Here is a 24,801-nt window from a genome sequence, read left to right on the forward strand (position 1 = left end):
AGGAGCAGACTATGAACAATACGCAGAAAAAACTAAAGGTGCTCTTTATTGGAGAATCCTGGCATATTCATATGATTCATTCAAAAGGTTATGACAGTTTCACCTCCAGTAAATATGAAGAAGGCGCTACATGGTTACTGGAATGTCTGAGGAAAGGCGGCGTTGATATTGATTACATGCCTGCCCACACGGTACAAATTGCCTTTCCAGAGAGTATTGACGAATTAAACCGTTACGATGTGATTGTTATTAGCGACATTGGTAGTAATACCTTCCTGTTGCAAAACGAGACATTTTATCAGCTAAAAATAAAACCAAACGCTCTGGAGTCCATTAAAGAGTACGTCAAAAATGGCGGTGGACTACTCATGATTGGCGGTTATCTGTCATTTATGGGTATTGAGGCAAAAGCCAATTATAAGAACACCGTTCTTGCTGAGGTTCTGCCAGTTATTATGCTTGATGGCGATGACCGGGTAGAAAAGCCAGAGGGTATCTGTGCTGAGGCTGTCTCACCTGAACATCCTGTTGTTAACGGGTTCTCAGATTATCCAGTATTTCTTGGATATAACCAGGCCGTCGCCAGAGACGATGCCGATGTCGTATTAACAATAAATAATGACCCATTGTTAGTGTTCGGTGAATACCAACAGGGTAAAACCGCCTGCTTTATGAGTGACTGCTCCCCACACTGGGGAACCCAGCAGTTTATGTCATGGCCATTTTATACCGACCTGTGGGTCAACACGCTTCAATTCATCGCCAGAAAATAAAAAACAATGGAGTAACGAAAGTTACTCCTTTTATAAAATATAAGGATTGATGTATGAACAAGAATAAGTACTCAACCCCCTTACTGATGCTTGCCACCATCTTAGCCGGTATGCTTTCCCCGATGCAGTCTGCCGTTAATGGGCAGTTAGGACATTGGTTACAAGACGGTAATGCTTGCGCAGTAATCTCGTTTGCCAGCGGTCTGGTCGTCATGTTTTTTATTATTATTGCGCGCAAAGAAACACGCCAGCAATTCGCCTCAATCCCTACTCTGATTAAAAAGAGAAAAATCCCGCTATGGAATTGGTTTGCAGGATTATGCGGGGCTATGGTCGTATTTTCTGAAGGCGCATCCGCCAGCGCGCTGGGCGTTGCCACCTTTCAAACGGCATTAATTTCTGCCCTGCTTCTTTCCGGCCTGCTGTGCGACCGTTTTGGCATCGGTGTGGAGGAGAAGAAATATTTTACGCCATGGCGCATTACTGGCGCATTGTTCGCCGTTATCGCCACCATTTTTGTCGTGTCGCCACAGTGGCACTCAACCTCGTTTATCCTGCTCGCTATCCTCCCCTTTTTGGCAGGGTTACTCGCTGGCTGGCAGCCTGCGGGAAATGCGAAAGTCGCCGAGGCAACGGGCTCCATGCTGGTGTCCATTACATGGAACTTCATCGTCGGCTTTTGTGTCCTGGGCGCGGCGCTGGCGATACGTATCGCATTAGGCCATGTCACCATCCAGTTACCCGATACATGGTGGATGTATCTCGGTGGTCCGCTGGGTCTGCTGTCCATCGGGCTAATGGCGATTCTGGTGAGAGGCTTAGGGCTATTGATGCTGGGCGTAGCGTCAACAGCAGGCCAACTGCTTGGCTCAGTGCTAATTGATGAATTGATCCCTTCATTAGGCAATACGGTCTACCTGGTCACCATCATCGGTACGCTGTTCGCGTTAGTCGGTGCGATTGTGACCACCATCCCTGAATACAGAGCATCCAAAATGGCGCAAAGAATGGAGGTGTCAGAATGAAAGGTTTCCTGCAAACCGTAACAGGCCCGGTGGCGCATACGGATATGGGGCTGACGCTACCGCATGAACATCTGTTTAACGATCTGTCTTCGGTCGTAGACGAGCCACATTATGCTTTTTCACAGCAACTGGTGGGAAAGAAAGTCAGTGCTGACCTGCAGTGGGGACTGAAACACGACCCATACTGCTGCGCCGATAACATGGACCGCAAAGAGATTGATGATGTTATCTTCGAAATCAATAACTTTATGTCTTTGGGCGGCAGGACGATTGTCGACGCCACCGGATCAGAATCCATTGGACGGGACGCCTCAGCGCTGCGAGAAGTTGCCTTAAAAACGGGTTTGAATATCGTTGCGTCATCCGGACCTTATCTGGAGAAATTTGAAAGTACCCGGATCCATAAACCTGTTGAGCTGTTAGCCTCACTCATTGATAAAGAACTGAATCAGGGTATTGGCGAGACGGATATTCGCGCTGGCATGATCGGTGAAATCGGCGTATCTCCCGCGTTTACCCAAGCGGAGCGTAACAGCCTGCGGGCAGCGTCTCTGGCACAATGTAACAACCCCCACACGGCGATGAATATCCATATGCCAGGGTGGCTGCGACTGGGTGATGAGGTGCTGGATATCGTGCTGGAAGAAATGAACGTCTCTCCGGCAAAAGTCTCGCTGGCGCATTCGGACCCTTCAGGAAAAGATGTCGTCTATCAACGTAAAATGCTCGACCGTGGCGTATGGCTTGAATTTGACATGATTGGTCTGGACATCACCTTCCCAAAAGAAGGTGTCGCGCCGGGCGTTCAGGAGACCGCAGATGCAGTAGCGAATCTGATTGCACTGGGTTACGCCGACCAAATCGTTTTAAGCCATGATGTTTTTCTCAAACAGATGTGGGCGAAAAATGGCGGAAATGGCTGGGGGTTTGTCCCGAATGTCTTCCTCGCCTATCTGGCTGCTCGCGGAGTAGACAACGATACTCTGCGCAAGCTTTGTATTGATAATCCAGCCCGATTACTCACGGCATAATCTGCAAATAGCCCGGTGTCTGACACCGGGCCTGGAATTAAAAATCAGTATCCCGCCGTTAAATCATCCACCGAACGCGGGTCAGACGCACCGTACAGTTCGCCATCCGGGCCAACCATAATACTTTGGGTACTGCCCATCGCTTCTTTCAGCGCGACTTTCTGCCCTTTCTGTTCCAGCAACTTCAGCGTATCGGGACTGAAGCCCTTTTCTACCCGCAGTTCGTCCGGCAACCATTGATTATGGAAACGCGGCGCGTTGGTCGCTTCGGCGACGTTCATGCCAAAATCAATGCTGTTCACTACCATTTGCAGCACGGTAGTGATGATTCGACTCCCGCCAGGACTGCCGGTCACCAGCCAGGTTTTGCCCTCTTTAACGACGATAGTGGGCGACATCGACGACAGCGGACGTTTTTTTGGTTCGACCGCGTTAGCATCGCCGCCCACCAGGCCATAAACATTAGGTACACCGGGTTTAGCAGAAAAATCATCCATTTGATTATTCAGCAGAATACCGGTATTTCCCGCCACAATTCCTGTGCCGAAGGTGGTGTTCAGGGTATAGGTCACCGCCACAGCATTGCCGTCTTTATCCACCACCGAGAAGTGGGTGGTCTGGTTGCTTTCATACGGGGCGAGCTTGCCCGGTTTTATCTGGCTGGAAGGTTTGGCCTTGTTGATATCAATTTGATCGGCCAGCGTTTTCGCATAGGCTTTGTGGGTCAGCGCCTGCCACGGCACTTTCACAAAGTCCGGATCGCCCAGATACTCTGAGCGGTCAGCGTAGGCGTATTTTTCCGCTTCCGCCATGATTTGCATGGCATCGGCGCTGCCAAAGCCGTACTTCTTCATGTCGAAGTTTTCAAGAATATTAAGGATCTGTACGATGTGAATACCGCCCGAGGATGGCGGCGGCATGGAGAAGACCTGATACCCGCGATAGTCACCGCTGATTGGCGTACGCTCAACGGCTTTATAGCTGGCTAAATCCTCTTTGGTCATCAGACCGCCGTTCTTGTGCATTTCCCCGGCAATCTGGTCGGCAATCGCCCCTTTATAAAACGCATCCGGGCCGTTTTCGGCAATCATTTCCAGGCTTTTCGCCAGATTCTTCTGGACCAGCTTATCGCCTTTTTTCAGCGGCTCGCCGTCTTTCCAGAAAATGGCTTTGCTGTTCTCATGGTTGGGGATCACTTCGCTGCCGTAAGTTTTTAAGTCGTCGGCCAGCGCATCGTTAACCACAAAACCCTCTTCCGCCAACTTCATCGCCGGACGCACCACTTTATTCAGCGGCATCGTGCCGTATTTCTCCAGCGCCAGCGAGAACCCCGCCACGGTACCCGGCGTACCGGATGCCAGATGCGACGTCAGCGACTTTTTCGCATCGGCGTTACCCTGCTCGTCGAGGAACATATCACGGGTCGCGCCAGCAGGCGCCATTTCACGAAAATCGATCGCCGTGGTAGCGCCATCTTTAGTGCGCAGCAGCATAAATCCCCCGCCGCCCAGATTTCCGGCTTGCGGATGCGTGACAGCCAGCGCATAGCCCACGGCGACGGCGGCATCCACGGCATTACCGCCCTGCTTTAAGATATCCACGCCAACCTGCGTCGCCATTGCATCCACCGAGGCCACCATCCCTTGCGTCGCCCGCACAGGATGAAAGACATCTTCTTCAACACCATAGGAGACTGGCGGCGCGACGGGAGGATTGGCCACCGCGCTAAACGTCCCCCCGGCCAGCAGAGCGGCGATCGCCACCCAGCGCATAAACGTTGGTTTCATCGTTGTTTTTCTCCAGATAAATGGGTGTATGTCCCGTTTAATCCTGGTCCACAACGCTTAAAAAATCATCATCATGGCGAAATAGAGGTACACTTAAAAAGAGGCCTCATCGGGAGGAGACGACAATGAAACGCTTACTACTTATTACGGCTTTGTTACCCTTTGCTGTATTGGCCCAGCCAATTAACACTATGAATAATCCTAATCAGCCAGGTTATAAGATTCCCAGCCAACAGCGTATGCAGACGCAGATGCAAACGCAGCAGATTCAGCAGCAGGGTATGTTGAAACAACAGATGCAAACGCAGGCGCGCAGCCAGCAGCAAAATCTACAGTCGCAGTTGAATGCCAATACGCAGCGGGTTCAGCAGGGACAGCCGGGCAACGGTATGCTCGGCCAGCAAACGCTGCCCAATACGCAGGGCGGAATGCTCAGCGGCAGCGGAAATCCGGACCGGATGCTAAACCATTCCCAGCCAATGTTGCAGCAGGGCAGCGGGACGCCGCAGCCTGACATCCCGCTGAAAACCATCAGCCCTTAAAACTGACAGCCCTTAAAACTGAAAGTGAGGGCCGATGTCATCAATGCGATCGGTGCAGATACAATCCACGCCCCAGCGCAGCAGCTCTGCCGCCCGCTGGGGCTGATTGACGGTATACACCAGAATCCGCAGACCCGCGGCCTTAATCTCTTGCACTCGCGTCTCATCGAGTAATTTATGGTTGAGATGGAGGGAAACACAGCCCAGACGGGTCGTCAGTTCACGCCAGTCTTCACGCCATTTATCCAGCAATAACCCGCGCGGCAGTTCAGGTGCTGCCGCCTGCGCCGCCTCCAGCGCCTCTATCTCAAAGGAAGAGAGCAGCGGCGGCGTCATCCCGGCCCACAGTTCGCGGGCGGCCAACGCCACGACGCGTCCTGTTAGCCTTTCGCTCCCCGTTGTCGGTTTGATCTCAATATTCGCCATCATGCCGTGTTTACGGCAGCGCTCCGCCACCTGCGAGAGCAACGGCAGCGGCTCGCCTTTAAATTCGCCGCTAAACCAACCGCCAGCGTCCACACGCAATAAATCCTGCCAGTTCAACTCGCCCGCCACGCCCCAACCGTTGCTGGTGCGCTCCAGGTTATCGTCATGCAGCAGGAAAATTTCGCCGTCTTTCGACAGCTTGGCATCAAACTCAATCATGGTGTGCCCGTATCGCGCGCCCACGTCAATCGCCGCCAGAGTGTTTTCCGGCGCCAGTTTACCGCCGCCGCGATGGGCGACAATGTGGGGATAAGGCCAGTTACTCATACACGTTGTCCTGTTTCGCCATCAAAAAGATGTCGCTGATGTTCCGGCAGATGCAGCCATAGCGTACTGCCCGCCGCCGGGCGCTGCTGATGCGCCAACCGCACCACCAGTTTCTGATCGCCCCAGCGCCCATGCGCCAGATTATCCGCGCCCAGAATCTCCAGCGTATCTACCGTTAGCGGCACGCCGCCTTCCGCCTGCGAGCTTAACGCAATATGCTCCGGTCGGATACCCAGCGTCATTTTACGTCCGGCATGACCCCGATAGTCCGCACTTATCGGCAACGCCAGACCGCCAGGCAATTCGAAACGGTCGCCGGAAGCGCTGATAACGCCGTCCAACAGATTCATCGCCGGGCTGCCAATAAAGCTCGCCACGAAGCGACTGGCCGGTTTTTCATACACCTCTACCGGCGTGCCAATCTGTTCTGCGACGCCTTTATTCATCACCATCACCCGCTGGGCCAGCGTCATCGCCTCTACCTGATCGTGAGTAACATAGAGCGAGGTGGTACGAAGGCGACGATGCAGATGTTGTAACTCCAGACGCATCTGCACGCGCAGCTTGGCGTCGAGATTAGAGAGCGGTTCGTCGAATAAGAAGACTGCCGGCTCGCGGACGATCGCGCGCCCCATTGCCACGCGCTGCCGTTGACCGCCGGAAAGCTCGCGTGGACGGCGTTTAAGCAGGCCGTCCAGCTCCAGAATGCGCGCCGCCTCCCGCACGCGTTCTTCAATATGCGCTTTGCTCATACCGCGAATTTTTAGTCCCCACGCCATGTTCTCCTCTACGCTCATATGGGGATAGAGAGCATAGTTCTGAAATACCATCGCGATGCCGCGATCTTTGGGCTCCATCTCGGTGACACGTTTGCGATCAATCCAGATATCGCCGCTGGTCACGCGTTCCAGACCGGCCACCATCCGCAACAACGTTGATTTGCCGCAGCCGGACGGCCCGACCATCACGATAAATTCGCCATCCGCCACGTCCAGCGTCAGCGGTTGAATTACCTGGGTTTTGCCGTCCCAGCTTTTGGTTACTGCCTGTAGTTTTAAACCAGCCATTTTATTTCTCACTATCGACCAGGCCACGCACAAACGCGCGCTGCATGGCTAAAACGATGACAACCGGGGGAATAAGGGTCAGCAGCATTGCCGCCATCACCTGGTTCCATTGCGTGGTACCTTCGCCAGTGGCGATCATCCCTTTGATACCCGCTACGGCAGTGCCAAGATTCACGTCGGTGATAATCAACAGCGGCCACAGATACTGGTTCCAGCCGTAGATAAAGGTGATGACGAATAACGCCGCCAGGTTGGTTTTTGACAGCGGCAACACGATGTCGCGGAAAAAGCGCATCGGCGACGCGCCGTCAATACGGGCCGCCTCCACCAGTTCATCCGGAAGCGTCATGAAGAACTGACGAAACAGGAAAGTGGCGGTAGCGGACGCCATCAGCGGTAGCGTCAGACCAGCATAGCTGTCGAGCATTTTCAGGTTGGCGATCACTTCCACCGTCGGGAAGATACGTACTTCAACCGGCAGCATCAGGGTGATAAAAATCATCCAGAAGAACAGGTTACGCAGGGGAAAACGAAACCAGACGATGGCGAATGCGGAAAGCATAGATACCGTGATTTTGCCTACCGTAATGCTGAACGCCATAATGAAACTGTTAAGCATCATCAGCCAGAATGGCGCGCTATTAACACCGACGCCGTTGACCCAAATAGTTTTGATATTCTCCAGTAACTGCGTGCCGGGAAGCAGCGTCATCGGCGTCTCAAACACCGCGCGGTCGTCCAGCGTCGCCGCGACAAACGCGACATACAGAGGAAACAAAATGACCGCGATCCCCAGAATCAGCATGGTATGGCTGAATATTGTCAGCCCGCGACGATTCTCTATCATTGGTAACGCACCTTACTTTCCACATAGCGGAACTGCACCACCGTCAGAATGATGACGAGGAACATCAACACCACCGACTGCGCGGCGGACGCCGAGAGATCCAGGCCGGTAAACCCTTCGCGATAGATCTTATAAATCAGCGTCGTGGTGGCTTGTACCGGCCCGCCGGCGGTCGCGGCGTCGATCACCGGGAAGGTGTCGAAAAAGGCATACACCAGGTTGACCACCAGCAGGAAGAAACTGACCGGCGCAATAAGCGGCAAAGAAAGCCGGAAGAAACGACGAATCGGCCCGGCGCCGTCAATGGCCGCCGCTTCCACCAGCGAGCGGGGAATGGATTGCAGCGCGGCAAAGAAGAATAAAAAGTTGTAACTAATCTGCTTCCAGACTGACGCAAATACCACCAGGAACATCGCCTGACCGCTGTTTTGCGCATGGTTCCAGTCATAGCCGAGTTCGCCGAGGAAATGGGTGATTAATCCCCGCCCCGGGTTAAACAGGAAAATCCACAATACGGCGGCGACGGCGGGCGCGACGGCATAAGGCAGCAGCATCAGCGTCTGATAAAAACGGCTGCCGCGCACTACGTAATCCACCAGGGCGGCGAAAAACAACGAGACCAGCAGGCCGCTAAACGTGACCAGCGCGCTGAATTTAATCGTCGTCCAGAAAGCGTCAAGATAATAACTGTCGTGAAAAAGCGCGACAAAATTCTCCAGCCCGACAAATTGGCTGGAAAAACCAAACGGATCGACGCTTTGCAGCGAATACCACAGCGCTTCGCCCGCAGGCCAGATAAAGAAAATAACGGTGATAACCAACTGCGGGGCAACCAGTAAATACGGCAGCCAGCGCGAGCGGAACACCGGACGGGATGATGACATGAAGGTTCTTTTCCTGGAAGGTGCCGGATGGCGGTGCAAGCACCTTATCCGGCCTACAAACGCTGTAGGCCTGATAAGCGCAGCGCCATCAGGCACTTATACACTTAAGATTTGCTCGCTTTCTCAAAACGACGCAGTAACTGATTCCCGCGATCCACCGCGGTATCCAACGCCTGTTGTGGGGTTTTCTTCCCGGTCCAGACGCTTTCCAGCTCTTCGTCCACGATAGTACGAATCTGCGGCATATTGCCCAGACGCAAGCCTTTGGTGAAGGGTAACGGCGGCTTATTCAACATCTGGCGAGTGGCGATATCCGCACCGGGGTTTTTATCGTAATAACCCTGCTCGCGGGTCAGCTCGTAGGCGGCGGTGGTAATCGGCAGGTAGCCGGTTTTTTGATGCCATTCAGCAGCGTTTTCCGGTTTTGCCAGGAAGTCGAGGAATTTGGCGACGCCGGTATAGGTTTCTTTATCTTTACCCTGCATGACCCATAGGCTGGCTCCGCCGATAATGGCGTTTTGCGGCGCGCCCTTGATATCAGCGTCGTACGGCATCATACCCACGCCATAGTTAAATTTGGCATACTGGCGGATATTGGCGAGCGAACCGGAGGACGCGGTTGTCATCGCGCAGTCACCGTTATAAAACTTCTCGGTAGACTCGTCCTTACGCCCAACATAGCTAAAATCGCCTTTTTTATTCATCTCTTCCAGCAGCGCGATATGTTTCACCTGCTCTGGCTTATTAAACTCCAGCACCGCATCTGTACCGTCAAAGCCATTGTTTTTACTGGCGAAGGGGAGACCGTTCCAGGCGCTGAAGTTTTCCAGTTGGATCCAGCCTTGCCAGCCGCTGGCGTAACCGCATTTCATGCCTGCCGCTCTCAATTTCGCGGTATAGTCAGCCAGCTCCTGCCAGGTTTTCGGCGGCTGTTCCGGATCTAAACCGGCTTTCTTAAAGGCGTCTTTGTTGTAGTACAGTACCGGCGTGGAGCTGTTAAAGGGCTGGGAGAGCAGATGCCCGCTTTTAGCATCGGTGTAGTAGCCTGCAACGGTTGGTACAAACTGGGACTCGTCAAAGTTAATACCGGCGTCTTTAAACACTTCATAAACCGGCTTAATGGCTTTCGAGGCCATCATGGTCGCTGTCCCAACCTCATAAACCTGCAATATTGCCGGCGCGTTGCCGGTACGGAATGCCGCGATCCCGGCGCTCAGGTTCTGTTCATAGTTCCCCTTATAGACCGGAACGATTTTGTAATCCGGATTGGCCTGGTTGAAACGTTGCGCCAGTGAATCAACTTCTTTGCCTAACTCCCCTTCCATTGAATGCCAGAATGGAATAGTGGTGACGGCCAACGCCTGACCCGTAAATGCCAGACTCAGCGCCAGTCCTAAAGCTGTATGTCGTAACGATATCATCGGTTATCTCTCTTTTTGTGCCGGGATGCGCGATATCACGCGTTTTATGTTCGCGGGGGTAACATGACATGCTCGAATGACAGAAAAATAACTTTTTTATTACAAAAAAAAGATAGTAAGGCGACAGAGAGATGGCAAGGCAGTGAAAGCGCCGGAAAAGAAAAGTGGGAGCTACGGCACGGATAGGTACGACATTATTCCCGGGGACGGCACACATGCCGTAACTCAACCAGGCGGAGCGTCGCCGGGATTAACATCTCAGGCGCGTAAGCGAACGGCAATTTGCTCCAGCGTAAGCCGCCCTGCCGCCGCATCGACTGTCATATCGACAAAATCCGGATTCGCAGCGAGTGAGACCCCGTTACGCTTTAAAAACAGCAGCGTAATAAATAAGGCGGTGCGTTTGTTACCATCATTGAAGATATGCCCACGGGATATAGCGAGCAAATGCATTGCCGCCAGCAGCCACACGTCGGTCACCCCTTCATATTCGATTTGATTGAGTACCCGGTACATTAGCGCTTCCGCGCGGCCAGGATCAGGCATACCTGTTACACCAGGCGTAACGCGGAGAAGCCTGTCGTGAAACTGAATTATCTCTTCCGCTGAGATAAGTTGTAGGGTCATTTATCCGCCAGCTCCCTGAGCTCATTGCCATGAACCGCCATAATGGCAGCAAACTCATCATCCATTCGCGCCGTCTGATAACGCTCAAACTCCTCGGCGCTGATGATCACTGCGGACTTATGCCCACGACGCGTGATGGTGACAGGCCCCCCCGTCACCGCACTTTCCAGGACTTCGGCCAGATTTTGCCGCGCTTCGCTATAGTTAACCGTACGCATAAACACCTCCCCAGTTGTACATGTTTATTGTACAACAAACATGTACAAAAAAAGAGCCATCAGGCTCTTTTGAAAAATTTTACCGCTTGCCGTTACCGGGGGCGGCGCACGCGCTTCCCCCTGGCACAGTCTAACCGCCCAGATAGGCGCTGCGCACCGCTTCGTTCGCCAGCAGCGCATCACCGGTATCGGATAGCACCACGTGGCCGTTTTCCAGCACATAACCGCGGTCGGCGAGCTTCAGCGCCTGGTTGGCGTTCTGCTCGACAAGGAAGATGGTCATACCCTGTTCGCGCAACTGCTCAATGGTGTCGAAGATCTGCTGGATGATGATCGGCGCCAGCCCCAGCGACGGTTCATCCAGCAGCAATAGCCTCGGCTGGCTCATCAGCGCGCGGCCAATCGCCAGCATCTGCTGTTCGCCGCCGGACATGGTGCCCGCTCGCTGGATACGGCGTTCATGCAGGCGCGGAAACAGCTCGTACACCCATTTGATACGCTCCTGAAACCGATCGCGCTCGGCAAAAAAACCGCCCATCGCCAGGTTCTCTTCTACCGTCATCCGCGAGAAGACGCGCCGCCCTTCCGGCACTATCGCCACCGCTTCACGCATGATTTTCGCCGTCTGCCAGTCGGTTATGTCTTTACCGTCAAACACCACCCGTCCGCTGGAGGCGCGCGGATCGCCGCACAAGGTGCCAAGCAGCGTCGTTTTCCCCGCGCCGTTAGCGCCAATCAGGGTAACGATTTCCCCCTGGTTGATGTGCAGACTGACGTCGTGCAGCGCCTGAATCTTGCCGTAGTGGGCGCTGACTTTTTCAAACGTTAACATCGTTTTTTCCATCTTATGCCTCACCCAGATAAGCGCGGATGACGTCCGGGTTGTTGCGGATCTCTTCCGGCGTGCCGTTCGCCAGCGGCGTGCCCTGGTTCACCACATAAATGCGATCGGAAATACCCATCACCAGCTTCATATCGTGTTCAATCAGCAAGATAGTAGTGTTGTGATGGTTACGTAGTTCGGCAATCAGCTCATCCAGCTCTTTGGTCTCTTTCGGGTTAAGGCCGGCCGCCGGTTCGTCGAGCATCAGAATTTCTGGCTGCGTCACCATGCAGCGGGCAATCTCCAGCCGGCGCTGGTCGCCGTAAGCCAGATTACTGGCCTGGCGGTTGGCATGTTCCAGCAGGCCAATACGCTCAAGCCAGGTCGCCGCGCGGTCCAGCGCTTCGCTTTGCGCGCGGCGGAAAGCGGGCGTTTTCAACAGGCCGGAAAAGAGGCCCGTTTTCAGTTGCTGGTGCTGCGCCACCAGCAGGTTTTCAATCACCGTCATTTCGCGAAACAGGCGCACATGCTGGAAAGTACGTACCACGCCCATGCGGGCGATCTGCTGGCCCGGCAATCCTTCCAGATGCCGCTCGCGCAACATGATCGTACCGCCTGTCGGCTTATAAAAACCGGTCAGGCAGTTAAACACCGTCGTTTTACCCGCGCCGTTAGGGCCAATCAGCGACACAATTTCCCGCTCACGCAATTCCAGCGATACATTGTTGACCGCCAGCAAACCGCCAAAGCGCATCATCAGGCCGTTAACCGCTAATAATGGCTGACTCATGCCTGCTCTCCTTTCGCCTGACCACTTTTCAGCTTCAACTGCGGACGCGTCATCGGCAGCAATCCCTGCGGGCGCCAGATCATCATCAACACCATCAAACCGCCGAGCATCAACATGCTGTATTCGTTGAAGTCGCGCATCAACTCGCGCGACACCACCAGCAGAACCGCCGCCAGGATCACCGCAAACTGCGAGCCCATTCCGCCCAGCACCACAATCGCCAGCACGAAGGCGGATTCGGCGAAGGTGAAGGATTCCGGGCTGACAAAGCCCTGGCGGGCGGCAAACAACGTCCCGGCGAAACCGGCAAACGCGGCGCTGATAGTAAAAGCGGTCAGCTTGATGCGCGTCGGGCTTAAACCTAATGAGCGACAGGCGATCTCATCTTCACGCAACGCTTCCCACGCCCGGCCCAGCGGCATACGCAGCAGGCGGTTAATGACAAACAGCGACAAGACCACCAGCAACAGGGCCACCAGATAGAGGAAAATGACCCGGTCGGATGGGTCGTACTTCACGCCAAAGAAATTGCTGAAGGTATCCCAGCCGCCTTCGCGGGTGTTGCGGCTAAACTCCAGACCAAATAGCGTCGGTTTGGGGATCTGGCTGATGCCGTTCGGGCCGCCGGTAATTTCAGTGTTGTTGAGCAACAGGATACGGACGATTTCGCCGAAGCCGAGCGTCACAATCGCCAGATAGTCGCCGCGCAGACGCAGTACCGGGAAGCCGAGCAGGAAACCGGCGGCGGCGGAGACCAGTCCCGCCAGCGGCAGGCAGGTCCAGAAACCCAAACCATAATAGTGGTTGAGCAGCGCAAAGGTATAAGCGCCGATGGCGTAAAAGCCGCCGTAGCCCAATACCAGCAGGCCGGACAGCCCCACCACCACGTTCAGCCCCAGACCGAGGATGATATAAATCATGGTCATAGTGGCGATATCCACGCTACCGCGCGACACCATAAACGGCCACGCCACGGCGATAACCAGCAGCGCCATCAGAAACAGCTTTTGCTTAACGGTAGAGCCATCGATCGCCGGCAGAATAAACTTCGGTCCGGAGACGTGCTTCACCGCTTTCTGGAACATCGGACGCAACAACTGAAAGAAAAAAACCACTGCCGTACCGATAAAGATCCACTGCCAGCGGATGTCGGCGGCGGTATCCACCACCAGTTTGGTGCCGTCCAGCTCCAGTTGTACGCCCATGAAGACGCCAGCCAGAACGAAGAACATCGCCGCAGAGAACAGAGCCATCGCAATATGCATCGGTTTCATACTTTCTCTACCTCCGGACGCCCCAGGATACCGGTCGGCATCACCAGCAGTACCAGAATCAGCAGAGCGAACGATACGACATCTTTATATTCGGTACTTAAATATGCAGACGAGAGCGCTTCGGCGACGCCCAAAATCAGACCGCCGATCATCGCGCCCGGAATGCTGCCAATACCGCCCAGCACCGCCGCGGTGAACGCTTTCATCCCGGCCATAAAACCGATGTAGGGGTTAATCACGCCGTAAAATTGCCCAAGCAGCACACCCGCCACCGCCGCCATTGCCGCGCCGATAACAAACGTTAGCGCAATGACGCGGTCGGTATTAATGCCGAGCAGGCTGGCCATTTTCAGATCCTCCGCGCAGGCGCGGCAGGCGCGGCCCATCCGGGAGTAGCGAATGAAAATGGTGAGCGCCAGCATAGCCAGAAAGGTGACTATCCAGATAACCGCCTGCATGGTGGTGATGGACGCGGAAAAGTTTTCGCTGCTGCCCACAATCCACTGGCCGTTAAACAGGCTGGGTAACGCCACGTCGCGCGAACCTTCCGTCAGGCTGACGTAGTTTTGCAGAAAGATAGACATCCCGATGGCGGAAATCAGGGCGATCAGGCGCTTGGAGTTGCGCACAGGCCGGTAAGCGACTCGCTCGATACTCCAGCCGTAGGCGCTGGCAATAATAATCGCGCCGATAAATCCGGCGGCCACCAGGAGCCAACTGGTGTCTATTCCCATCATCATTAGCGCGGCGATGATCATAAAAGAGACGTAGCTGCCGATCATATACACCTCGCCATGGGCGAAGTTGATCATGCCGATGATGCCGTACACCATCGTATAACCGATAGCAATCAGCGCGTAGGTGCTCCCCAGCGTGACGCCGTTAAACATCTGCTGCAAGAAATAGAGAAACTGCTCGGACATAAGGTAACCTTTTTAAACCCGCCCGGCGTGCGGGCGGTGGGATAACTTATCTTCTGGCATTACTTCGCGACGGTTGACGAGCCGTCGGCGTGCCACTGGAAGACGCCAAATTCAAATCCCTTAAGATCGCCTTTTTCATCCCATTTCAGCGGCCCAATAACGGTATCAGCCCCGTTAGCTTTAAGATCTTTCACCAGATCCAGCGGAGCATGGCTGGCGCTACGCGTCATTGCGGTCGCCAGTGACTGGACGGCGGCGTAGGTGATCCAGACATACGGACCGCTGGGATCTTTCTTGTCGGCTTTCAGCGCCTCGACAATCGCTTTATTCGCCGGGTCCTGGTCATAACGTTTTGGCATCGTCACCAACATGCCTTCCGCCGCACCGCCCGCAATATTGGACAGCGACGCGTTACCCACGCCTTCCGGCCCCATAAATTGCGTTTTCAGGCCATTAGCCCGCGCCTGGCGCAGCATCTGCCCCATTTCCGGGTAGTAGCCGCCGTAATACACAAAGTCGATATTCTCTTTTTGCAAGCGGGCAATCAGGGCGGAGAAATCTTTTTCGCCGGCGGTAATACCATCAAAAAAGACAATATTGGCATTGCCCTGCTTCAGGCCATCCTGCACGGAGCGCGCCAGTCCTTCGCCGTATTGCTGTTTATCGTGAATGATAGCGATGCGCTGCGGTTTCACCGTTTCCAGGATGTATTTCGCGGCCGTTGGCCCCTGGGAGGAGTCCAGGCCGGCGGTACGCATAATGTACTGATAGCCGCGCTGGGTCAGCTCCGGGTTAGTCGCCCCCGGGGAGATCATCAGAATACCTTCATCTTCATAGATATCGGATGCTGGCTGAGTAGAAGAAGAACACAAGTGACCAATAACGTACTGAATACCGTCGTTAACGATTTTGTTGGCCACCGCCACCGCCTGTTTTGGATCGCAGGCATCATCGTACTCTACGCCGACCAGCTTATCGCCTTTAATACCGCCTTTAGCGTTGATGTCTTTAATGGCCTGACGCGCGCCGTTAAATTCCATATCGCCCCATTGCGCTACCGGGCCGGACATCGCCCCGACTATGGCGACTTTAATATCATCTGCCATTGCCCCCTGCGAGACTGCTAATGCAACCATCCCTGCGATTATCGTTTTCGCTTTCCGTTTCATGTGCCTGTATCCCCATTCGTGATGTTATATGTTTTGTTTTTTGCTGGTTAAAAAGCAGACTGTACTTTTTATAAATGGTGCGCTTTTTACTGACTCATTAATGAGTTAGCGCAGCATTTAAAGCATAATAAGATTAAAATCTCTATTTTTCAGTCTATTAAGAAAAGATAATATTCTGCTTTTCGCTATAGATAAACAAAAAAAAGCACGCTTGTCAGCATAAAATAACGGCATATTAAGCGGAATAATTCACTAGCATTCAGGGAATTATGCTGCCTGTTTTCCATTCTCTAATGCTTCAAACTGTAATTATCGTTGTTAAAAAATTAATAACCTGGTAAATGACACAAAAAAGAGAAAGCATCTGGCCTGCCTGTTTCGGTACACTGATCGCATCTTTTGAAATCGGGACAAGCCGTCGATGAAGCTGACCATTCTTCGTTTAGAACACTTTAGCGCTCAGGATCAGATCGATCTGGGCAAAATCTGGCCGGAATATTCCGCCTCCTCATTAAGCGTAGATGAAACGCACCGGATTTATGCTGCGCGGTTTAACGAGCGTTTGTTGGGCGCCGTAAGAGTGACGCTGAGCGGAACGCAGGGCGCGCTGGATTCCTTACGCGTGCGTGAAATCACCCGCCGCCGCGGCGTCGGGCAATACCTGGTAGAAGAAGTCATCCGCGATAATCCCAACGTCTCGTCGTGGTGGATGGCAGATGTCGGTGTTGAAGACCGCAGCGTGATGGCCGCGTTTATGCAGGCGTTGGGTTTTACCGCACAGGCGGATGGCTGGGAAAAAAGATAAAAAAGCCGGATGGCGCTGACGCTTATCCGGCCTACATGCCGGGAGAAAAAAATAAAAAACCACCTCGCAATTTTCCAGGTATGTAGGCCGGGTAAGGCGAAGCCGCCACCCGGCACTCAATTACTTCGCGTCGGTCGCCGTACCATTCGCATGCCAGTCAAACACGCCGAACTCAAATCCTTTCAGATCGCCTTTCTCATCCCACGACAGCGGTCCCATTACGGTGTCGACCGTGGCGCCTTTCAGGTATTTGGCGATTTCCGCCGGATCGTCAGACTGGTTCAGGCCCGCCTGCAACGATTGCAGCGCGGCGTAGGTGGTCCACACGAATGCGCCGCTAGGATCTTGTTTCTTGGCTTTGATGGCATCCACAATCGGTTTGTTCGCCGGGACCTGATCGTAGTTCTTCGGTTTGGTGACCAGTAAGCCTTCCGCCGACTCTCCGGCGATGTTAGACAGCGAGACGTTCGCGACCCCTTCCGGCCCCATAAACTGGGTTTTCAGCCCTGCGGCGCGGGACTGGCGCAGGATCTGCCCCATTTCCGGGTGATAACCGCCGTAGTAGACAAAGTCGATATTCTCTTTCTTCAGGCGCGCTACCAGAGTGGAGAAATCTTTTTCGCCGGCGGTGATGCCGTCAAAGAATACGACGTTAACGCCGCCTTTCTTCAGACCGTCCTGCACCGCGCGCGCCAGCCCTTCGCCGTACTGCTGCTTATCGTGGATAATCGCGATGCGCTGCGGTTTTACCTTCTCCAGAATATACTTTGCCGCCGTTGGCCCCTGGTCAGAGTCCAGGCCGGTCGTGCGCAAAATCAGGTTATAGCCGCGTGCGGTCAGCTCCGGCGCGGTCGCCGCCGGGGTTATCATCAGGATGCCTTCGTCTTCGTAGATATCAGACGCTGGCTGTGTGGAAGAGGAGCATAAGTGACCGATAACATACTTGATGCCGTCGTTCACCACTTTGTTAGCGACAGCTACCGCCTGTTTCGGGTCACAGGCGTCGTCATATTTCACCGCGACGAGCTTATCGCCTTTAATACCGCCTTTCGCATTGATATCGGCAATTGCCTGTTCCGCACCGGTAAACTCCTGATCGCCATACTGCGCCACCGGACCGGACATCGCGCCGACAACCGCGACTTTAATGTCCTCGGCGAATGCCATATGGCTTAATGACAGGGCGATACATCCTGCCAATAACGTTTTACCCTTCATATTCATCCTGATAATCCCCATTATTCTGGTTGTTACGTGTGTTGTGGTGTTATTGTTCAGCACTTTATTTCGATTATTGGCTAGCTACCCGTGCTTTAGCAGCATACTCTGCTAAAACATACCCGATTTTTATTATTTTGGAATAGCTAAATTTACATTCAGATAACAGATTTGTGTCGGTGGGGGAGAGGAAGGGTCCGTAGGCCCGATAAGCGAAGCGCCATCGGGCAAACGTGTTGCCGGATGGCAGGGTAAACGCCTTATCCGGCCTACAAAAAACAAAACCCCCGAATTCACATTCGAGGGTTCATTGGCAATTCGCGAAGATTACGCTTCGATCGCAGCGCGAAGCTTTTTCATGGCGTTCTTTTCAAGCTGGCGCACACGCTCAGCGGAGACGCCGTAACGATCGGCCAGCTCCTGCAACGTAGACTTATTGTCTTCGTCCAGCCAGCGAGCGCGGATAATATCCTGGCTACGCTCGTCGAGCCCCTGCATCGCGTCGGTCAGTCGGTTGGCGGCCTGCTCTTCCCAGTTATCGTCTTCAATGCCGTCGGCAAAGTTAGACGATTTATCCTGCAGATACAGCACCGGCGCCATTGGCTGGCTGTCGGACTCATCGTCCGAAGACATGTCAAACGTCATGTCCTGCGCCGCCATACGCGACTCCATCTCACGCACGTCTTTACTGGAAACACCCAGTTCGCGCGCCACCATTTCAACCTCATCCTGATTAAACCAGCCCAGACGCTGCTTGGTTTTACGCAGATTAAAGAACAGCTTACGCTGCGCTTTCGTGGTTGCGACTTTAACGATACGCCAGTTACGCAGCACGTATTCGTGAATTTCTGCTTTAATCCAGTGTACGGCGAAGGAGACCAGACGCACGCCTACTTCCGGGTTAAAACGACGTACGGCTTTCATCAGGCCGATGTTGCCTTCCTGGATCAAATCCGCCTGCGGCAGACCATAGCCCGCATAGTTACGAGCAATATGAACAACAAAGCGCAGGTGAGACAGGATCAGCGTTTTAGCTGCTTCCAGATCTCCCTGGTAATGCAGCCTTTCAGCCAATGCCCGCTCCTCGTCAGCCGATAACATCGGCCACGCGTTCGCCGCCCGGATATAAGATTCCAGGTTGCCAACAGGGGCTAAAGCTAAATTTTGCATTTCTTTGGTCATTCAAATCCTCTCAATCAGTATTGCCTGGCACCGTCAGCGAGCAACAACCGTGCCAAAGCCGATGAGCAACGAGAATATCACCCACTCTTTTATCAGACAGTGATTTTATCCACAAGTTCAATGTAACACTGTGCATAATTTGCACAAATCTTGTGACATAAAGATGACGCGCGGGGAAGAGACAACAGGGACTCTTTCCCTGCGAACGGAAGCCCATTGCAGGGAAAGATTATACCACGATTTTATCAATCGGGAGTAAAGTGACGTAAATGTTGCACCGTGGCCAACCAGGCGGCGATCCAGCCAATCATGGAACAGACCAGCAGCAGCAACAGGCACTCATCGAACGATAAGCCATTGAGATCAAACTTCGTGCCGAAGACCTGCGCCACTTCAGTCACCGCCGATGATAAACGCATCACCAAAATTTCAGACAATATCAGTGAAAGAAACGCGCCGGAAAAACCGAGCAACGCGCCGCCGTAGAGGAACGGACGCAGGATAAAGCCATCGGTCGCGCCAATCAGCTTTTGCACGTTAATGGTGTCGCGACGGGCAAAAATGCTCAGACGCACGCTGTTGCCGATAACGAGGAAGACCGCCGCGACCATCAGCACGCCGATCATCGCCGACACACGGCCCACCAGCCCGGTGAGCGCCGCCAGGCGCGCAAACCAGCTATCATCCATGCGGACTTCGTCAATGCCGTTAATCTGCGAGATACGGTCGCGCAGCGTATTAAGCGAGGCGGTACTTTGAAAGTCCAGCTTGGGGATCACCACCGCCACTGCCGGCAGCGGGTTCTCTTCCAGCATGTCCAGCGCGCCGCCAAAACCCGACCAGTTGCGGAATTCTCCCAGCGCGTCCTCACGGGACAGGTAGTTGACCTTCTCAACGCCCTGCTCGGCCTGAAGCTGCCCAACGACCCGCGCCGCCGCATCATCATCCAGCGTTTTTTGCAGATAAACGGTGATCTGCGGCGACGGATAATACTGAGTCGCCGCCTGGTTGACGTTCTTATAGACCATGTAACAGACGCTGGGCAGCGTCAGGGAGATGGCGATCACCATCACCGTCAGAAACGTCGCCAGCGGTTTGCTTTTCAGATCCTGCAGCGCGCCGTGCCAGGCATAGCGCACCTGCTCATTAAAGACGTTCGTTTTACGTGAGTTCGGTTTCGGCGTCGGCTTCTGGCGTCCTGGCGCGTTGCGCCCGCCGCCTGTTCCGCCGCGAGACTTACGCAGTCGATCCAGCCGTCCGCCGAACTGCCTGATTTGGTTAATCGCGTCGCGCCTATTCATTGGCCAGGCCTCCATGCAGATGTCCATCGCTCAGGACGAGCTGCCTATAGGAACGACGGGAGATAAGTCCAATATCGTGCGTCGCCATCAGTACCGTCACCCCTACGCGGTTAAACTCTTCAAACAGACGTAAAATCCCTTCCGACAACGCGTCGTCCAGGTTCCCGGTCGGTTCATCCGCCAGCAATACCGCTGGCTTATTGACCACCGCGCGGGCGATGCCCACGCGCTGTTGTTCGCCTCCGGAGAGTTGAATCGGGAAGTTTCTCGCTTTGTCCAGTAGTCCAACCTTATCCAGCGCCGCCGACACACGACGACGGATATCATCGCCGCTGGCACCGGCAATGATTAACGGTATCGCCACATTGTCATAGACCGTGCGATCCATCAGCAGATGGTGATCCTGGAAAATCATCCCAATCTGGCGGCGCAAAAACGGCACTTCGCGGTTTTTCAGGCGCGTAATATCATGCCCGCTGAAGAAGATTTTGCCGGCGCTGGGCCGCTCAATCCCACAGATTAGCTTCAGCAGGGTACTTTTCCCCGCGCCGGAGTGGCCGGTCAGAAACGCCATCTCGCCTGGCCGCATATGGAATGTCACTCCCTGCAGCGCTTGTCTCCCGCCGAGATAGGCCTTGCTGACATGTTCAAAGCGAATCATTGTTAATCCTCTCGGGCAAAAAGTGCCTCAATAAAATCGTCCGCCTTAAACGGACGCAAATCCTCGATACGTTCGCCCACGCCAATGTAACGGATAGGAATACCAAACTGGTCAGCTACCGAGAAAATCACCCCGCCTTTCGCCGTACCGTCCAGCTTGGTCAGGGTAATACCGGTTAAGCCTACCGCTTCATGGAACAGTTTGGCCTGGCTTACCGCGTTCTGTCCGGTGCTGGCGTCAATGGTCAGCATAACTTCATGTGGCGCTTCTTCGTCCAGCTTTTTCATGACACGAACGATTTTTTTCAGCTCTTCCATCAGGTGCGACTTGTTCTGCAGACGCCCTGCCGTATCGGCAATTAACACATCCACATTACGCGCCTTCGCGGCCTGGATAGCGTCAAAAATCACCGAGGCGGAGTCCGCGCCGGTATGCTGGGCGATAACCGGAATGTTGTTACGCTGTCCCCAGACCTGTAGCTGTTCGACCGCCGCCGCGCGGAAAGTATCCCCCGCCGCCAGCATCACTGATTTACCCTGCTGCTCAAACTGGCGCGCCAGTTTACCGATAGTGGTGGTTTTACCCACGCCGTTTACGCCAACCATCAGAATAACAAAAGGCGTTTTACCTTCAATATTAAGCGGTTCGTCTACCTTCGCCAGAATCTCGCCCATCTCGCCTTTCAACAGACCATACAGCGCCTCGGCATCTTTAAGCTGTTTGCGGCTGGCGCCTTCCGTCAGATTAGCGATAATCTTACGCGTGGTTTCTACCCCGACATCAGCGATGAGCAACTGCTCTTCCAGCTCCTCGAACAAATCATCGTCGATTTTCTTGCCGCGGAACAGACTGATAAATCCGGAACCGAGATTTTCTTTGGTTTTCAGCAGGCTGCGTTTCAGGCGGGCAAAGAAACCTTCTTTAGTCGGTTTTTCCTGCTCCTGAACGATCGCTTCCACCGGCGCGTCTTCTTCCGCTGGCGGAACAACCATCACCGCCTCTTCCGCCGCCTGAGCGGCCAGCGCCTGCGCTTCCAGCTCTTCGTCGGTGAATTTCGCCGCGTTTTCGCCCTCTTCTTCTACCGCGGCAATGACCTCTACGGTTTCCGCTTCGGCCTGCCACTCTTCCGGCGAGATAGCCTCGTCTTTGACCTCTTCCGGCAGCGGCAATTCTTCGCGTTCCACCGCGATCTGCGGCGCTGCCGTCTCAACAGCCGTCGCGGGCTCCGGCTCTACCGGCTGCGGTTTTTCGCTCTCCTGAACTTTCTCAGTAACGTCCACCACCTCTTCCGCAAAGGCTTCGGTTTCTGCTTTGCTGTGCGCGGGCGTTTGCGCGTCTACGTCTGCCGCCGTTTCAACAGGGGGCTCAACCGGTCGTTGTTCCTCAACAATCTGCTGTTCTTCGGTCTGTTCCTGCTTCTGCTCTTTATCACCGAAGCCCAACCAGGAAAAGAAGCCACGTTTTTTCTGTTTTGCCATCTGCGACTACACCCCTCGCGGCGCTATATACATGGAAGCTAAAAAAATGATGAAATAGTCTATCACTTAACTTAATTCACATCACCGCCTGGAATAACTTGCAACAGGCGGTTCGAGCAAGAGAAATGAAAAAACCGACTCACTCTGGCAGCGGCCAAATCCGCATTATTGGCGGGCAATGGCGTGGCCGTAAATTACCGGTTCCGGACAGCCCGGGTCTGCGTCCCACCACCGATCGCGTGCGCGAAACGTTATTTAACTGGCTGGCTCCGGTAATGGTAGACGCCCATTGTCTGGATTGCTTTGCCGGCAGCGGCGCTCTGGGCCTGGAGGCGCTATCGCGTTATGCGGCCCAGGCAACGTTACTGGAAATGGATCGCGCCGTATCGCAGCAGTTGCAAAAAAATCTGGCGACGCTGAAAGCCAACAATGCTCGCGTCGTCAATACCAATACTCTGGCCTTCCTCAGCCAGCCGGGAACGCCGCATCACGTCGTCTTTGTCGACCCACCGTTTCGTAAAGGGCTGCTGGAAGAGACGTTACAATTGCTGGAAACCCAGGGATGGCTGGCCGACGACGCGCTAATCTACGTAGAAAGCGAGGTGGAAAACGGTCTGCCGCCCGTTCCGGCGAACTGGGCATTGTATCGAGAAAAGGTGGCCGGACAGGTCGCTTATCGTCTGTATCAGCGCGACGCGCAAGGAGAAAATGATGTTGATTAATCTGGGCCGCTTATTAATGCTCTTCGTGTGGGCATTTTTGATTCTTAATCTGGTGCATCCCTTCCCGCGCCCGCTCAATATCTTCGTCAACGTGGCGTTGGTGTTCATGGCGCTGATGCACGGTATGCAGTTGGCGTTGCTGAAATCAACGATACCGAAAGAGGGCCCGCAGATGACGACGGGAGAGAAAATCCGCATTTTCCTGTTCGGCGTGTTTGAGCTGCTGGTCTGGCAGAAGAAGTTTAAGAACAAAAAATAACGTTTGCTGCCGGATGACGGTTTATTCGTTATCCGGGGTACGGCTAACAAACCCGACGAACCGAGTTCCCTTATAGCTCAGCGTACCTTGATCGCCCACCGTCAAAGCGTGGTACTGCTGCGCTTGTAAACGGAACGTTTTTTCCAGACCGCCATTGAGCGGCTTAAAACTTGCCTCATAGCGCATACTGGTTCCCGCCGGGCTCACTTCCTGCTGGCGAGAGCGTCGGTCGTTAACCGGCTTCTCCCGTTTACTGCTGACCACGACCAGCTTTTGCTGTAACGGCGCCGCCTCATTAGCGGCTTTTTCCCGCCGTTGCTGAACGAAGCGGAACGACGCGGCAACTACGATTAATGCGATGATTATAATGAAGAAAAGCGGTGGCTTACTCATACTGTTAACCTGTCAGAAAATGCGGAAATAAGCATACCCTGCCCGTTATAGTGTTGTCATCTGACCGTCACGGCCTCTACACTGAATAATAGAGCCGCAAGCATACCGTTTGCGAAAAAATAACGAATTCAAGGAATTAAGATGCTTTGGTCGTTTATCGCTGTCTGCCTGTCCGCATGGCTGTATGTGGACGCCTCCTATCGCGGGCCAGCCTGGCAACGCTGGGTTTTTAAGCCCGTCACGTTATTACTGTTGCTGTTACTGGCCTGGCAAGCGCCGATGTTTGACGCCATCAGTTATCTTGTGTTGGCCGGGCTGTGCGCCTCGCTGGTCGGCGATGCGTTAACGCTCTTGCCGCGTCAACGCCTGCTGTACGCCGTCGGGGCATTTTTCTTATCGCATCTGCTCTACACCATTTACTTTGCCAGCCAAATGACGTTGTCGTTCTTCTGGCCGCTGCCGCTGGCGTTACTGATAGTCGGCGCGTTGCTTATCGCCGTTATCTGGACGCGACTGGAGGAGCTACGCTGGCCGGTATGTACTTTTATCGCCATGACGCTGGTCATGGTCTGGCTGGCGGGCGAACTGTGGTTCTTCCGCCCAACGGCGCCAGCCCTTTCGGCCTTTACCGGCGCGACGCTGCTGTTCATCGGCAATATCGTCTGGCTGGGTAGCCATTACCGCCGCCGTTTCCGGGCGGATAACGCGATTGCCGCCGCCTGCTACTTTGCCGGACACTTCCTGATTGTTCGCTCGCTGTACCTGTAAATAATAGCGCTTGACTCTGGAGTCGACTCCAGAGTGTATCCTCCGGTTAATGAGAAAATT

At 54.1% G+C, this 24,801-nt stretch carries 27 protein-coding genes and 1 pseudogene; 9 read left to right on the top strand and 19 right to left on the bottom strand.

Going from position 1 to position 24,801, the window contains the following annotated elements; all coding sequences use genetic code 11:
* The first annotated feature begins 11 nt into the window (after nt 1–11).
* The 3 genes from NA624_RS08835 to NA624_RS08845 are packed head-to-tail and all read left to right on the top strand — an operon-like array spanning nt 12 to nt 2,829.
* The gene (locus NA624_RS08835; RefSeq protein ID WP_001066509.1) at nt 12–773 is read left to right on the top strand and encodes a glutamine amidotransferase; all 762 of its coding nucleotides are present in this window, start codon (nt 12–14) and stop codon (nt 771–773) included.
* Nucleotides 774–826: 53 nt separating this feature from the next.
* Nucleotides 827–1,798 carry a DMT family transporter gene (locus NA624_RS08840; protein WP_001038949.1) on the top strand — a complete coding sequence of 324 codons (972 nt, stop codon included), beginning with the start codon at nt 827–829 and terminating at the stop codon, nt 1,796–1,798.
* Complete coding sequence (locus NA624_RS08845) at nt 1,795–2,829, top strand: phosphotriesterase family protein (protein ID WP_000675710.1); 1,035 nt, start codon at nt 1,795–1,797, stop codon at nt 2,827–2,829. The genes NA624_RS08840 and NA624_RS08845 overlap by 4 nt, the downstream gene beginning before the upstream one ends.
* Nucleotides 2,830–2,873: 44 nt before the next feature.
* On the opposite strand, the gene ggt is transcribed toward NA624_RS08845, so the two are convergent.
* Nucleotides 2,874–4,616, bottom strand: a complete 1,743-nt coding sequence (ggt, locus tag NA624_RS08850) for a gamma-glutamyltransferase (protein WP_000805099.1) — start codon at nt 4,614–4,616, stop codon at nt 2,874–2,876.
* A 125-nt stretch (nt 4,617–4,741) separates the two neighbouring features.
* Between ggt and NA624_RS08855 the strand changes: the two genes are divergently transcribed.
* Entirely contained in the window at nt 4,742–5,158 is a 417-nt protein-coding gene (locus tag NA624_RS08855) for a DUF2756 family protein (RefSeq protein ID WP_000826035.1), read from the top strand.
* Nucleotides 5,159–5,170: 12 nt separating this feature from the next.
* Here the strand turns inward: NA624_RS08855 and ugpQ are convergent, their stop codons facing one another.
* The 12 genes from ugpQ to livK all read right to left on the bottom strand — a co-directional run bounded on the left by ugpQ (nt 5,171) and on the right by livK (nt 15,954).
* Nucleotides 5,171–5,911 carry a glycerophosphodiester phosphodiesterase gene (ugpQ, locus tag NA624_RS08860; protein ID WP_000073542.1) on the bottom strand — a complete coding sequence of 247 codons (741 nt, stop codon included), beginning with the start codon at nt 5,909–5,911 and terminating at the stop codon, nt 5,171–5,173.
* Nucleotides 5,908–6,978, bottom strand: a complete 1,071-nt coding sequence (locus tag NA624_RS08865; protein WP_000907846.1) for a sn-glycerol-3-phosphate import ATP-binding protein UgpC — start codon at nt 6,976–6,978, stop codon at nt 5,908–5,910. The genes ugpQ and NA624_RS08865 overlap by 4 nt, the downstream gene beginning before the upstream one ends.
* A gap of 1 nt (nt 6,979) precedes the next feature.
* Nucleotides 6,980–7,825: a sn-glycerol-3-phosphate ABC transporter permease UgpE gene (gene ugpE / locus NA624_RS08870; RefSeq protein ID WP_000572196.1), complete on the bottom strand. Its 846-nt coding sequence runs from the start codon at nt 7,823–7,825 to the stop codon at nt 6,980–6,982.
* A complete protein-coding gene (gene ugpA / locus NA624_RS08875) occupies nt 7,822–8,709 on the bottom strand; it encodes a sn-glycerol-3-phosphate ABC transporter permease UgpA (RefSeq protein ID WP_000099307.1) in 888 nt (295 codons plus the stop codon). The genes ugpE and ugpA overlap by 4 nt, the downstream gene beginning before the upstream one ends.
* 104 nt (nt 8,710–8,813) lie before the next feature.
* A complete protein-coding gene (ugpB, locus tag NA624_RS08880; protein ID WP_000624747.1) occupies nt 8,814–10,130 on the bottom strand; it encodes a sn-glycerol-3-phosphate ABC transporter substrate-binding protein UgpB in 1,317 nt (438 codons plus the stop codon).
* Between the two features lie 258 nt (nt 10,131–10,388).
* Entirely contained in the window at nt 10,389–10,757 is a 369-nt protein-coding gene (locus tag NA624_RS08885) for a type II toxin-antitoxin system death-on-curing family toxin (protein WP_001549713.1), read from the bottom strand.
* Nucleotides 10,754–10,975 (bottom strand): type II toxin-antitoxin system Phd/YefM family antitoxin, encoded by a 222-nt coding sequence (locus tag NA624_RS08890; protein WP_001520924.1) that lies wholly within the window; start codon nt 10,973–10,975, stop codon nt 10,754–10,756. Before NA624_RS08890 ends, NA624_RS08885 begins: the two co-directional genes overlap by 4 nt.
* Nucleotides 10,976–11,105: 130 nt before the next feature.
* Nucleotides 11,106–11,819 (bottom strand): high-affinity branched-chain amino acid ABC transporter ATP-binding protein LivF, encoded by a 714-nt coding sequence (livF, locus tag NA624_RS08895; RefSeq protein ID WP_000416114.1) that lies wholly within the window; start codon nt 11,817–11,819, stop codon nt 11,106–11,108.
* Nucleotide 11,820: 1 nt separating this feature from the next.
* On the bottom strand, nt 11,821–12,588 hold the full coding sequence (livG, locus tag NA624_RS08900) for a high-affinity branched-chain amino acid ABC transporter ATP-binding protein LivG (protein ID WP_000082080.1): 768 nt from the start codon (nt 12,586–12,588) through the stop codon (nt 11,821–11,823).
* Nucleotides 12,585–13,862: a branched chain amino acid ABC transporter permease LivM gene (gene livM / locus NA624_RS08905; RefSeq protein ID WP_000803764.1), complete on the bottom strand. Its 1,278-nt coding sequence runs from the start codon at nt 13,860–13,862 to the stop codon at nt 12,585–12,587. Before livM ends, livG begins: the two co-directional genes overlap by 4 nt.
* Nucleotides 13,859–14,785, bottom strand: a complete 927-nt coding sequence (gene livH, locus NA624_RS08910; RefSeq protein WP_000003007.1) for a high-affinity branched-chain amino acid ABC transporter permease LivH — start codon at nt 14,783–14,785, stop codon at nt 13,859–13,861. Before livH ends, livM begins: the two co-directional genes overlap by 4 nt.
* Before the next feature lie 59 nt (nt 14,786–14,844).
* Nucleotides 14,845–15,954: a high-affinity branched-chain amino acid ABC transporter substrate-binding protein LivK gene (gene livK, locus NA624_RS08915; RefSeq protein ID WP_000822983.1), complete on the bottom strand. Its 1,110-nt coding sequence runs from the start codon at nt 15,952–15,954 to the stop codon at nt 14,845–14,847.
* 421 nt (nt 15,955–16,375) lie between these two features.
* On the opposite strand from livK, the gene panM reads away from it, so the two are divergent.
* Together panM and NA624_RS08925 are read left to right on the top strand one after the other, a co-directional pair.
* Complete coding sequence (gene panM / locus NA624_RS08920) at nt 16,376–16,759, top strand: aspartate 1-decarboxylase autocleavage activator PanM (RefSeq protein WP_000778872.1); 384 nt, start codon at nt 16,376–16,378, stop codon at nt 16,757–16,759.
* A pseudogene (locus NA624_RS08925) lies at nt 16,744–16,838 on the top strand (hypothetical protein); the annotation flags it as partial. The gene panM and the pseudogene NA624_RS08925, both read left to right, overlap by 16 nt.
* A 41-nt stretch (nt 16,839–16,879) precedes the next feature.
* Here NA624_RS08925 and livJ read toward each other — a convergent pair.
* From livJ to ftsY, 5 genes are all read right to left on the bottom strand, one after another.
* The gene (gene livJ, locus NA624_RS08930) at nt 16,880–17,983 is read right to left on the bottom strand and encodes a branched chain amino acid ABC transporter substrate-binding protein LivJ (protein WP_001533929.1); all 1,104 of its coding nucleotides are present in this window, start codon (nt 17,981–17,983) and stop codon (nt 16,880–16,882) included.
* A gap of 321 nt (nt 17,984–18,304) precedes the next feature.
* Nucleotides 18,305–19,159: an RNA polymerase sigma factor RpoH gene (gene rpoH / locus NA624_RS08935; RefSeq protein WP_000159621.1), complete on the bottom strand. Its 855-nt coding sequence runs from the start codon at nt 19,157–19,159 to the stop codon at nt 18,305–18,307.
* Between the two features lie 245 nt (nt 19,160–19,404).
* Entirely contained in the window at nt 19,405–20,460 is a 1,056-nt protein-coding gene (ftsX, locus tag NA624_RS08940; RefSeq protein WP_001081707.1) for a permease-like cell division protein FtsX, read from the bottom strand.
* Nucleotides 20,453–21,121, bottom strand: a complete 669-nt coding sequence (gene ftsE / locus NA624_RS08945) for a cell division ATP-binding protein FtsE (protein ID WP_000617729.1) — start codon at nt 21,119–21,121, stop codon at nt 20,453–20,455. Before ftsE ends, ftsX begins: the two co-directional genes overlap by 8 nt.
* Nucleotides 21,122–21,123: 2 nt before the next feature.
* The gene (gene ftsY / locus NA624_RS08950; protein ID WP_001118699.1) at nt 21,124–22,599 is read right to left on the bottom strand and encodes a signal recognition particle-docking protein FtsY; all 1,476 of its coding nucleotides are present in this window, start codon (nt 22,597–22,599) and stop codon (nt 21,124–21,126) included.
* Between the two features lie 125 nt (nt 22,600–22,724).
* On the opposite strand from ftsY, the gene rsmD reads away from it, so the two are divergent.
* Nucleotides 22,725–23,321: a 16S rRNA (guanine(966)-N(2))-methyltransferase gene (gene rsmD, locus NA624_RS08955; RefSeq protein ID WP_000743275.1), complete on the top strand. Its 597-nt coding sequence runs from the start codon at nt 22,725–22,727 to the stop codon at nt 23,319–23,321.
* The gene (locus NA624_RS08960) at nt 23,311–23,580 is read left to right on the top strand and encodes a DUF1145 family protein (RefSeq protein WP_000906759.1); all 270 of its coding nucleotides are present in this window, start codon (nt 23,311–23,313) and stop codon (nt 23,578–23,580) included. Before rsmD ends, NA624_RS08960 begins: the two co-directional genes overlap by 11 nt.
* 21 nt (nt 23,581–23,601) lie before the next feature.
* Here NA624_RS08960 and NA624_RS08965 read toward each other — a convergent pair whose 3' ends face one another.
* A complete protein-coding gene (locus NA624_RS08965; protein ID WP_000042852.1) occupies nt 23,602–23,973 on the bottom strand; it encodes a DUF2500 domain-containing protein in 372 nt (123 codons plus the stop codon).
* Nucleotides 23,974–24,114: 141 nt separating this feature from the next.
* Between NA624_RS08965 and NA624_RS08970 the strand changes: the two genes are divergently transcribed.
* Complete coding sequence (locus NA624_RS08970; RefSeq protein WP_000964735.1) at nt 24,115–24,741, top strand: lysoplasmalogenase; 627 nt, start codon at nt 24,115–24,117, stop codon at nt 24,739–24,741.
* Nucleotides 24,742–24,801 lie beyond the last annotated feature (60 nt).

The sequence above is a fragment of the Salmonella sp. NW38 genome (genome assembly GCF_051807745.1).
Classification (GTDB): Bacteria; Pseudomonadota; Gammaproteobacteria; order Enterobacterales; family Enterobacteriaceae; genus Salmonella; species Salmonella enterica.

What these genes read in the sequence shown, in the direction of transcription:
- NA624_RS08855 (WP_000826035.1), top strand. Translation starts at nt 4,742, where the DNA reads ATGAAACGCTTACTACTTATTACGGCTTTGTTACCCTTTGCTGTATTG.
- NA624_RS08885 (WP_001549713.1), bottom strand. Translation starts at nt 10,757, where the DNA reads ATGACCCTACAACTTATCTCAGCGGAAGAGATAATTCAGTTTCACGAC.
- livM (WP_000803764.1), bottom strand. Translation starts at nt 13,862, where the DNA reads ATGAAACCGATGCATATTGCGATGGCTCTGTTCTCTGCGGCGATGTTC.
- livH (WP_000003007.1), bottom strand. Translation starts at nt 14,785, where the DNA reads ATGTCCGAGCAGTTTCTCTATTTCTTGCAGCAGATGTTTAACGGCGTC.
- rsmD (WP_000743275.1), top strand. Translation starts at nt 22,725, where the DNA reads ATGAAAAAACCGACTCACTCTGGCAGCGGCCAAATCCGCATTATTGGC.
- ftsY (WP_001118699.1), bottom strand. Translation starts at nt 22,599, where the DNA reads ATGGCAAAACAGAAAAAACGTGGCTTCTTTTCCTGGTTGGGCTTCGGT.
- livJ (WP_001533929.1), bottom strand. Translation starts at nt 17,983, where the DNA reads ATGAATATGAAGGGTAAAACGTTATTGGCAGGATGTATCGCCCTGTCA.
- NA624_RS08845 (WP_000675710.1), top strand. Translation starts at nt 1,795, where the DNA reads ATGAAAGGTTTCCTGCAAACCGTAACAGGCCCGGTGGCGCATACGGAT.
- NA624_RS08970 (WP_000964735.1), top strand. Translation starts at nt 24,115, where the DNA reads ATGCTTTGGTCGTTTATCGCTGTCTGCCTGTCCGCATGGCTGTATGTG.
- NA624_RS08835 (WP_001066509.1), top strand. Translation starts at nt 12, where the DNA reads ATGAACAATACGCAGAAAAAACTAAAGGTGCTCTTTATTGGAGAATCC.
- ugpB (WP_000624747.1), bottom strand. Translation starts at nt 10,130, where the DNA reads ATGATATCGTTACGACATACAGCTTTAGGACTGGCGCTGAGTCTGGCA.
- rpoH (WP_000159621.1), bottom strand. Translation starts at nt 19,159, where the DNA reads ATGACCAAAGAAATGCAAAATTTAGCTTTAGCCCCTGTTGGCAACCTG.
- livK (WP_000822983.1), bottom strand. Translation starts at nt 15,954, where the DNA reads ATGAAACGGAAAGCGAAAACGATAATCGCAGGGATGGTTGCATTAGCA.
- livF (WP_000416114.1), bottom strand. Translation starts at nt 11,819, where the DNA reads ATGGAAAAAACGATGTTAACGTTTGAAAAAGTCAGCGCCCACTACGGC.
- ugpQ (WP_000073542.1), bottom strand. Translation starts at nt 5,911, where the DNA reads ATGAGTAACTGGCCTTATCCCCACATTGTCGCCCATCGCGGCGGCGGT.
- NA624_RS08840 (WP_001038949.1), top strand. Translation starts at nt 827, where the DNA reads ATGAACAAGAATAAGTACTCAACCCCCTTACTGATGCTTGCCACCATC.
- NA624_RS08890 (WP_001520924.1), bottom strand. Translation starts at nt 10,975, where the DNA reads ATGCGTACGGTTAACTATAGCGAAGCGCGGCAAAATCTGGCCGAAGTC.
- NA624_RS08965 (WP_000042852.1), bottom strand. Translation starts at nt 23,973, where the DNA reads ATGAGTAAGCCACCGCTTTTCTTCATTATAATCATCGCATTAATCGTA.
- ugpE (WP_000572196.1), bottom strand. Translation starts at nt 7,825, where the DNA reads ATGATAGAGAATCGTCGCGGGCTGACAATATTCAGCCATACCATGCTG.
- ftsE (WP_000617729.1), bottom strand. Translation starts at nt 21,121, where the DNA reads ATGATTCGCTTTGAACATGTCAGCAAGGCCTATCTCGGCGGGAGACAA.
- NA624_RS08960 (WP_000906759.1), top strand. Translation starts at nt 23,311, where the DNA reads ATGTTGATTAATCTGGGCCGCTTATTAATGCTCTTCGTGTGGGCATTT.
- ftsX (WP_001081707.1), bottom strand. Translation starts at nt 20,460, where the DNA reads ATGAATAGGCGCGACGCGATTAACCAAATCAGGCAGTTCGGCGGACGG.
- livG (WP_000082080.1), bottom strand. Translation starts at nt 12,588, where the DNA reads ATGAGTCAGCCATTATTAGCGGTTAACGGCCTGATGATGCGCTTTGGC.
- NA624_RS08865 (WP_000907846.1), bottom strand. Translation starts at nt 6,978, where the DNA reads ATGGCTGGTTTAAAACTACAGGCAGTAACCAAAAGCTGGGACGGCAAA.
- panM (WP_000778872.1), top strand. Translation starts at nt 16,376, where the DNA reads ATGAAGCTGACCATTCTTCGTTTAGAACACTTTAGCGCTCAGGATCAG.
- ggt (WP_000805099.1), bottom strand. Translation starts at nt 4,616, where the DNA reads ATGAAACCAACGTTTATGCGCTGGGTGGCGATCGCCGCTCTGCTGGCC.
- ugpA (WP_000099307.1), bottom strand. Translation starts at nt 8,709, where the DNA reads ATGTCATCATCCCGTCCGGTGTTCCGCTCGCGCTGGCTGCCGTATTTA.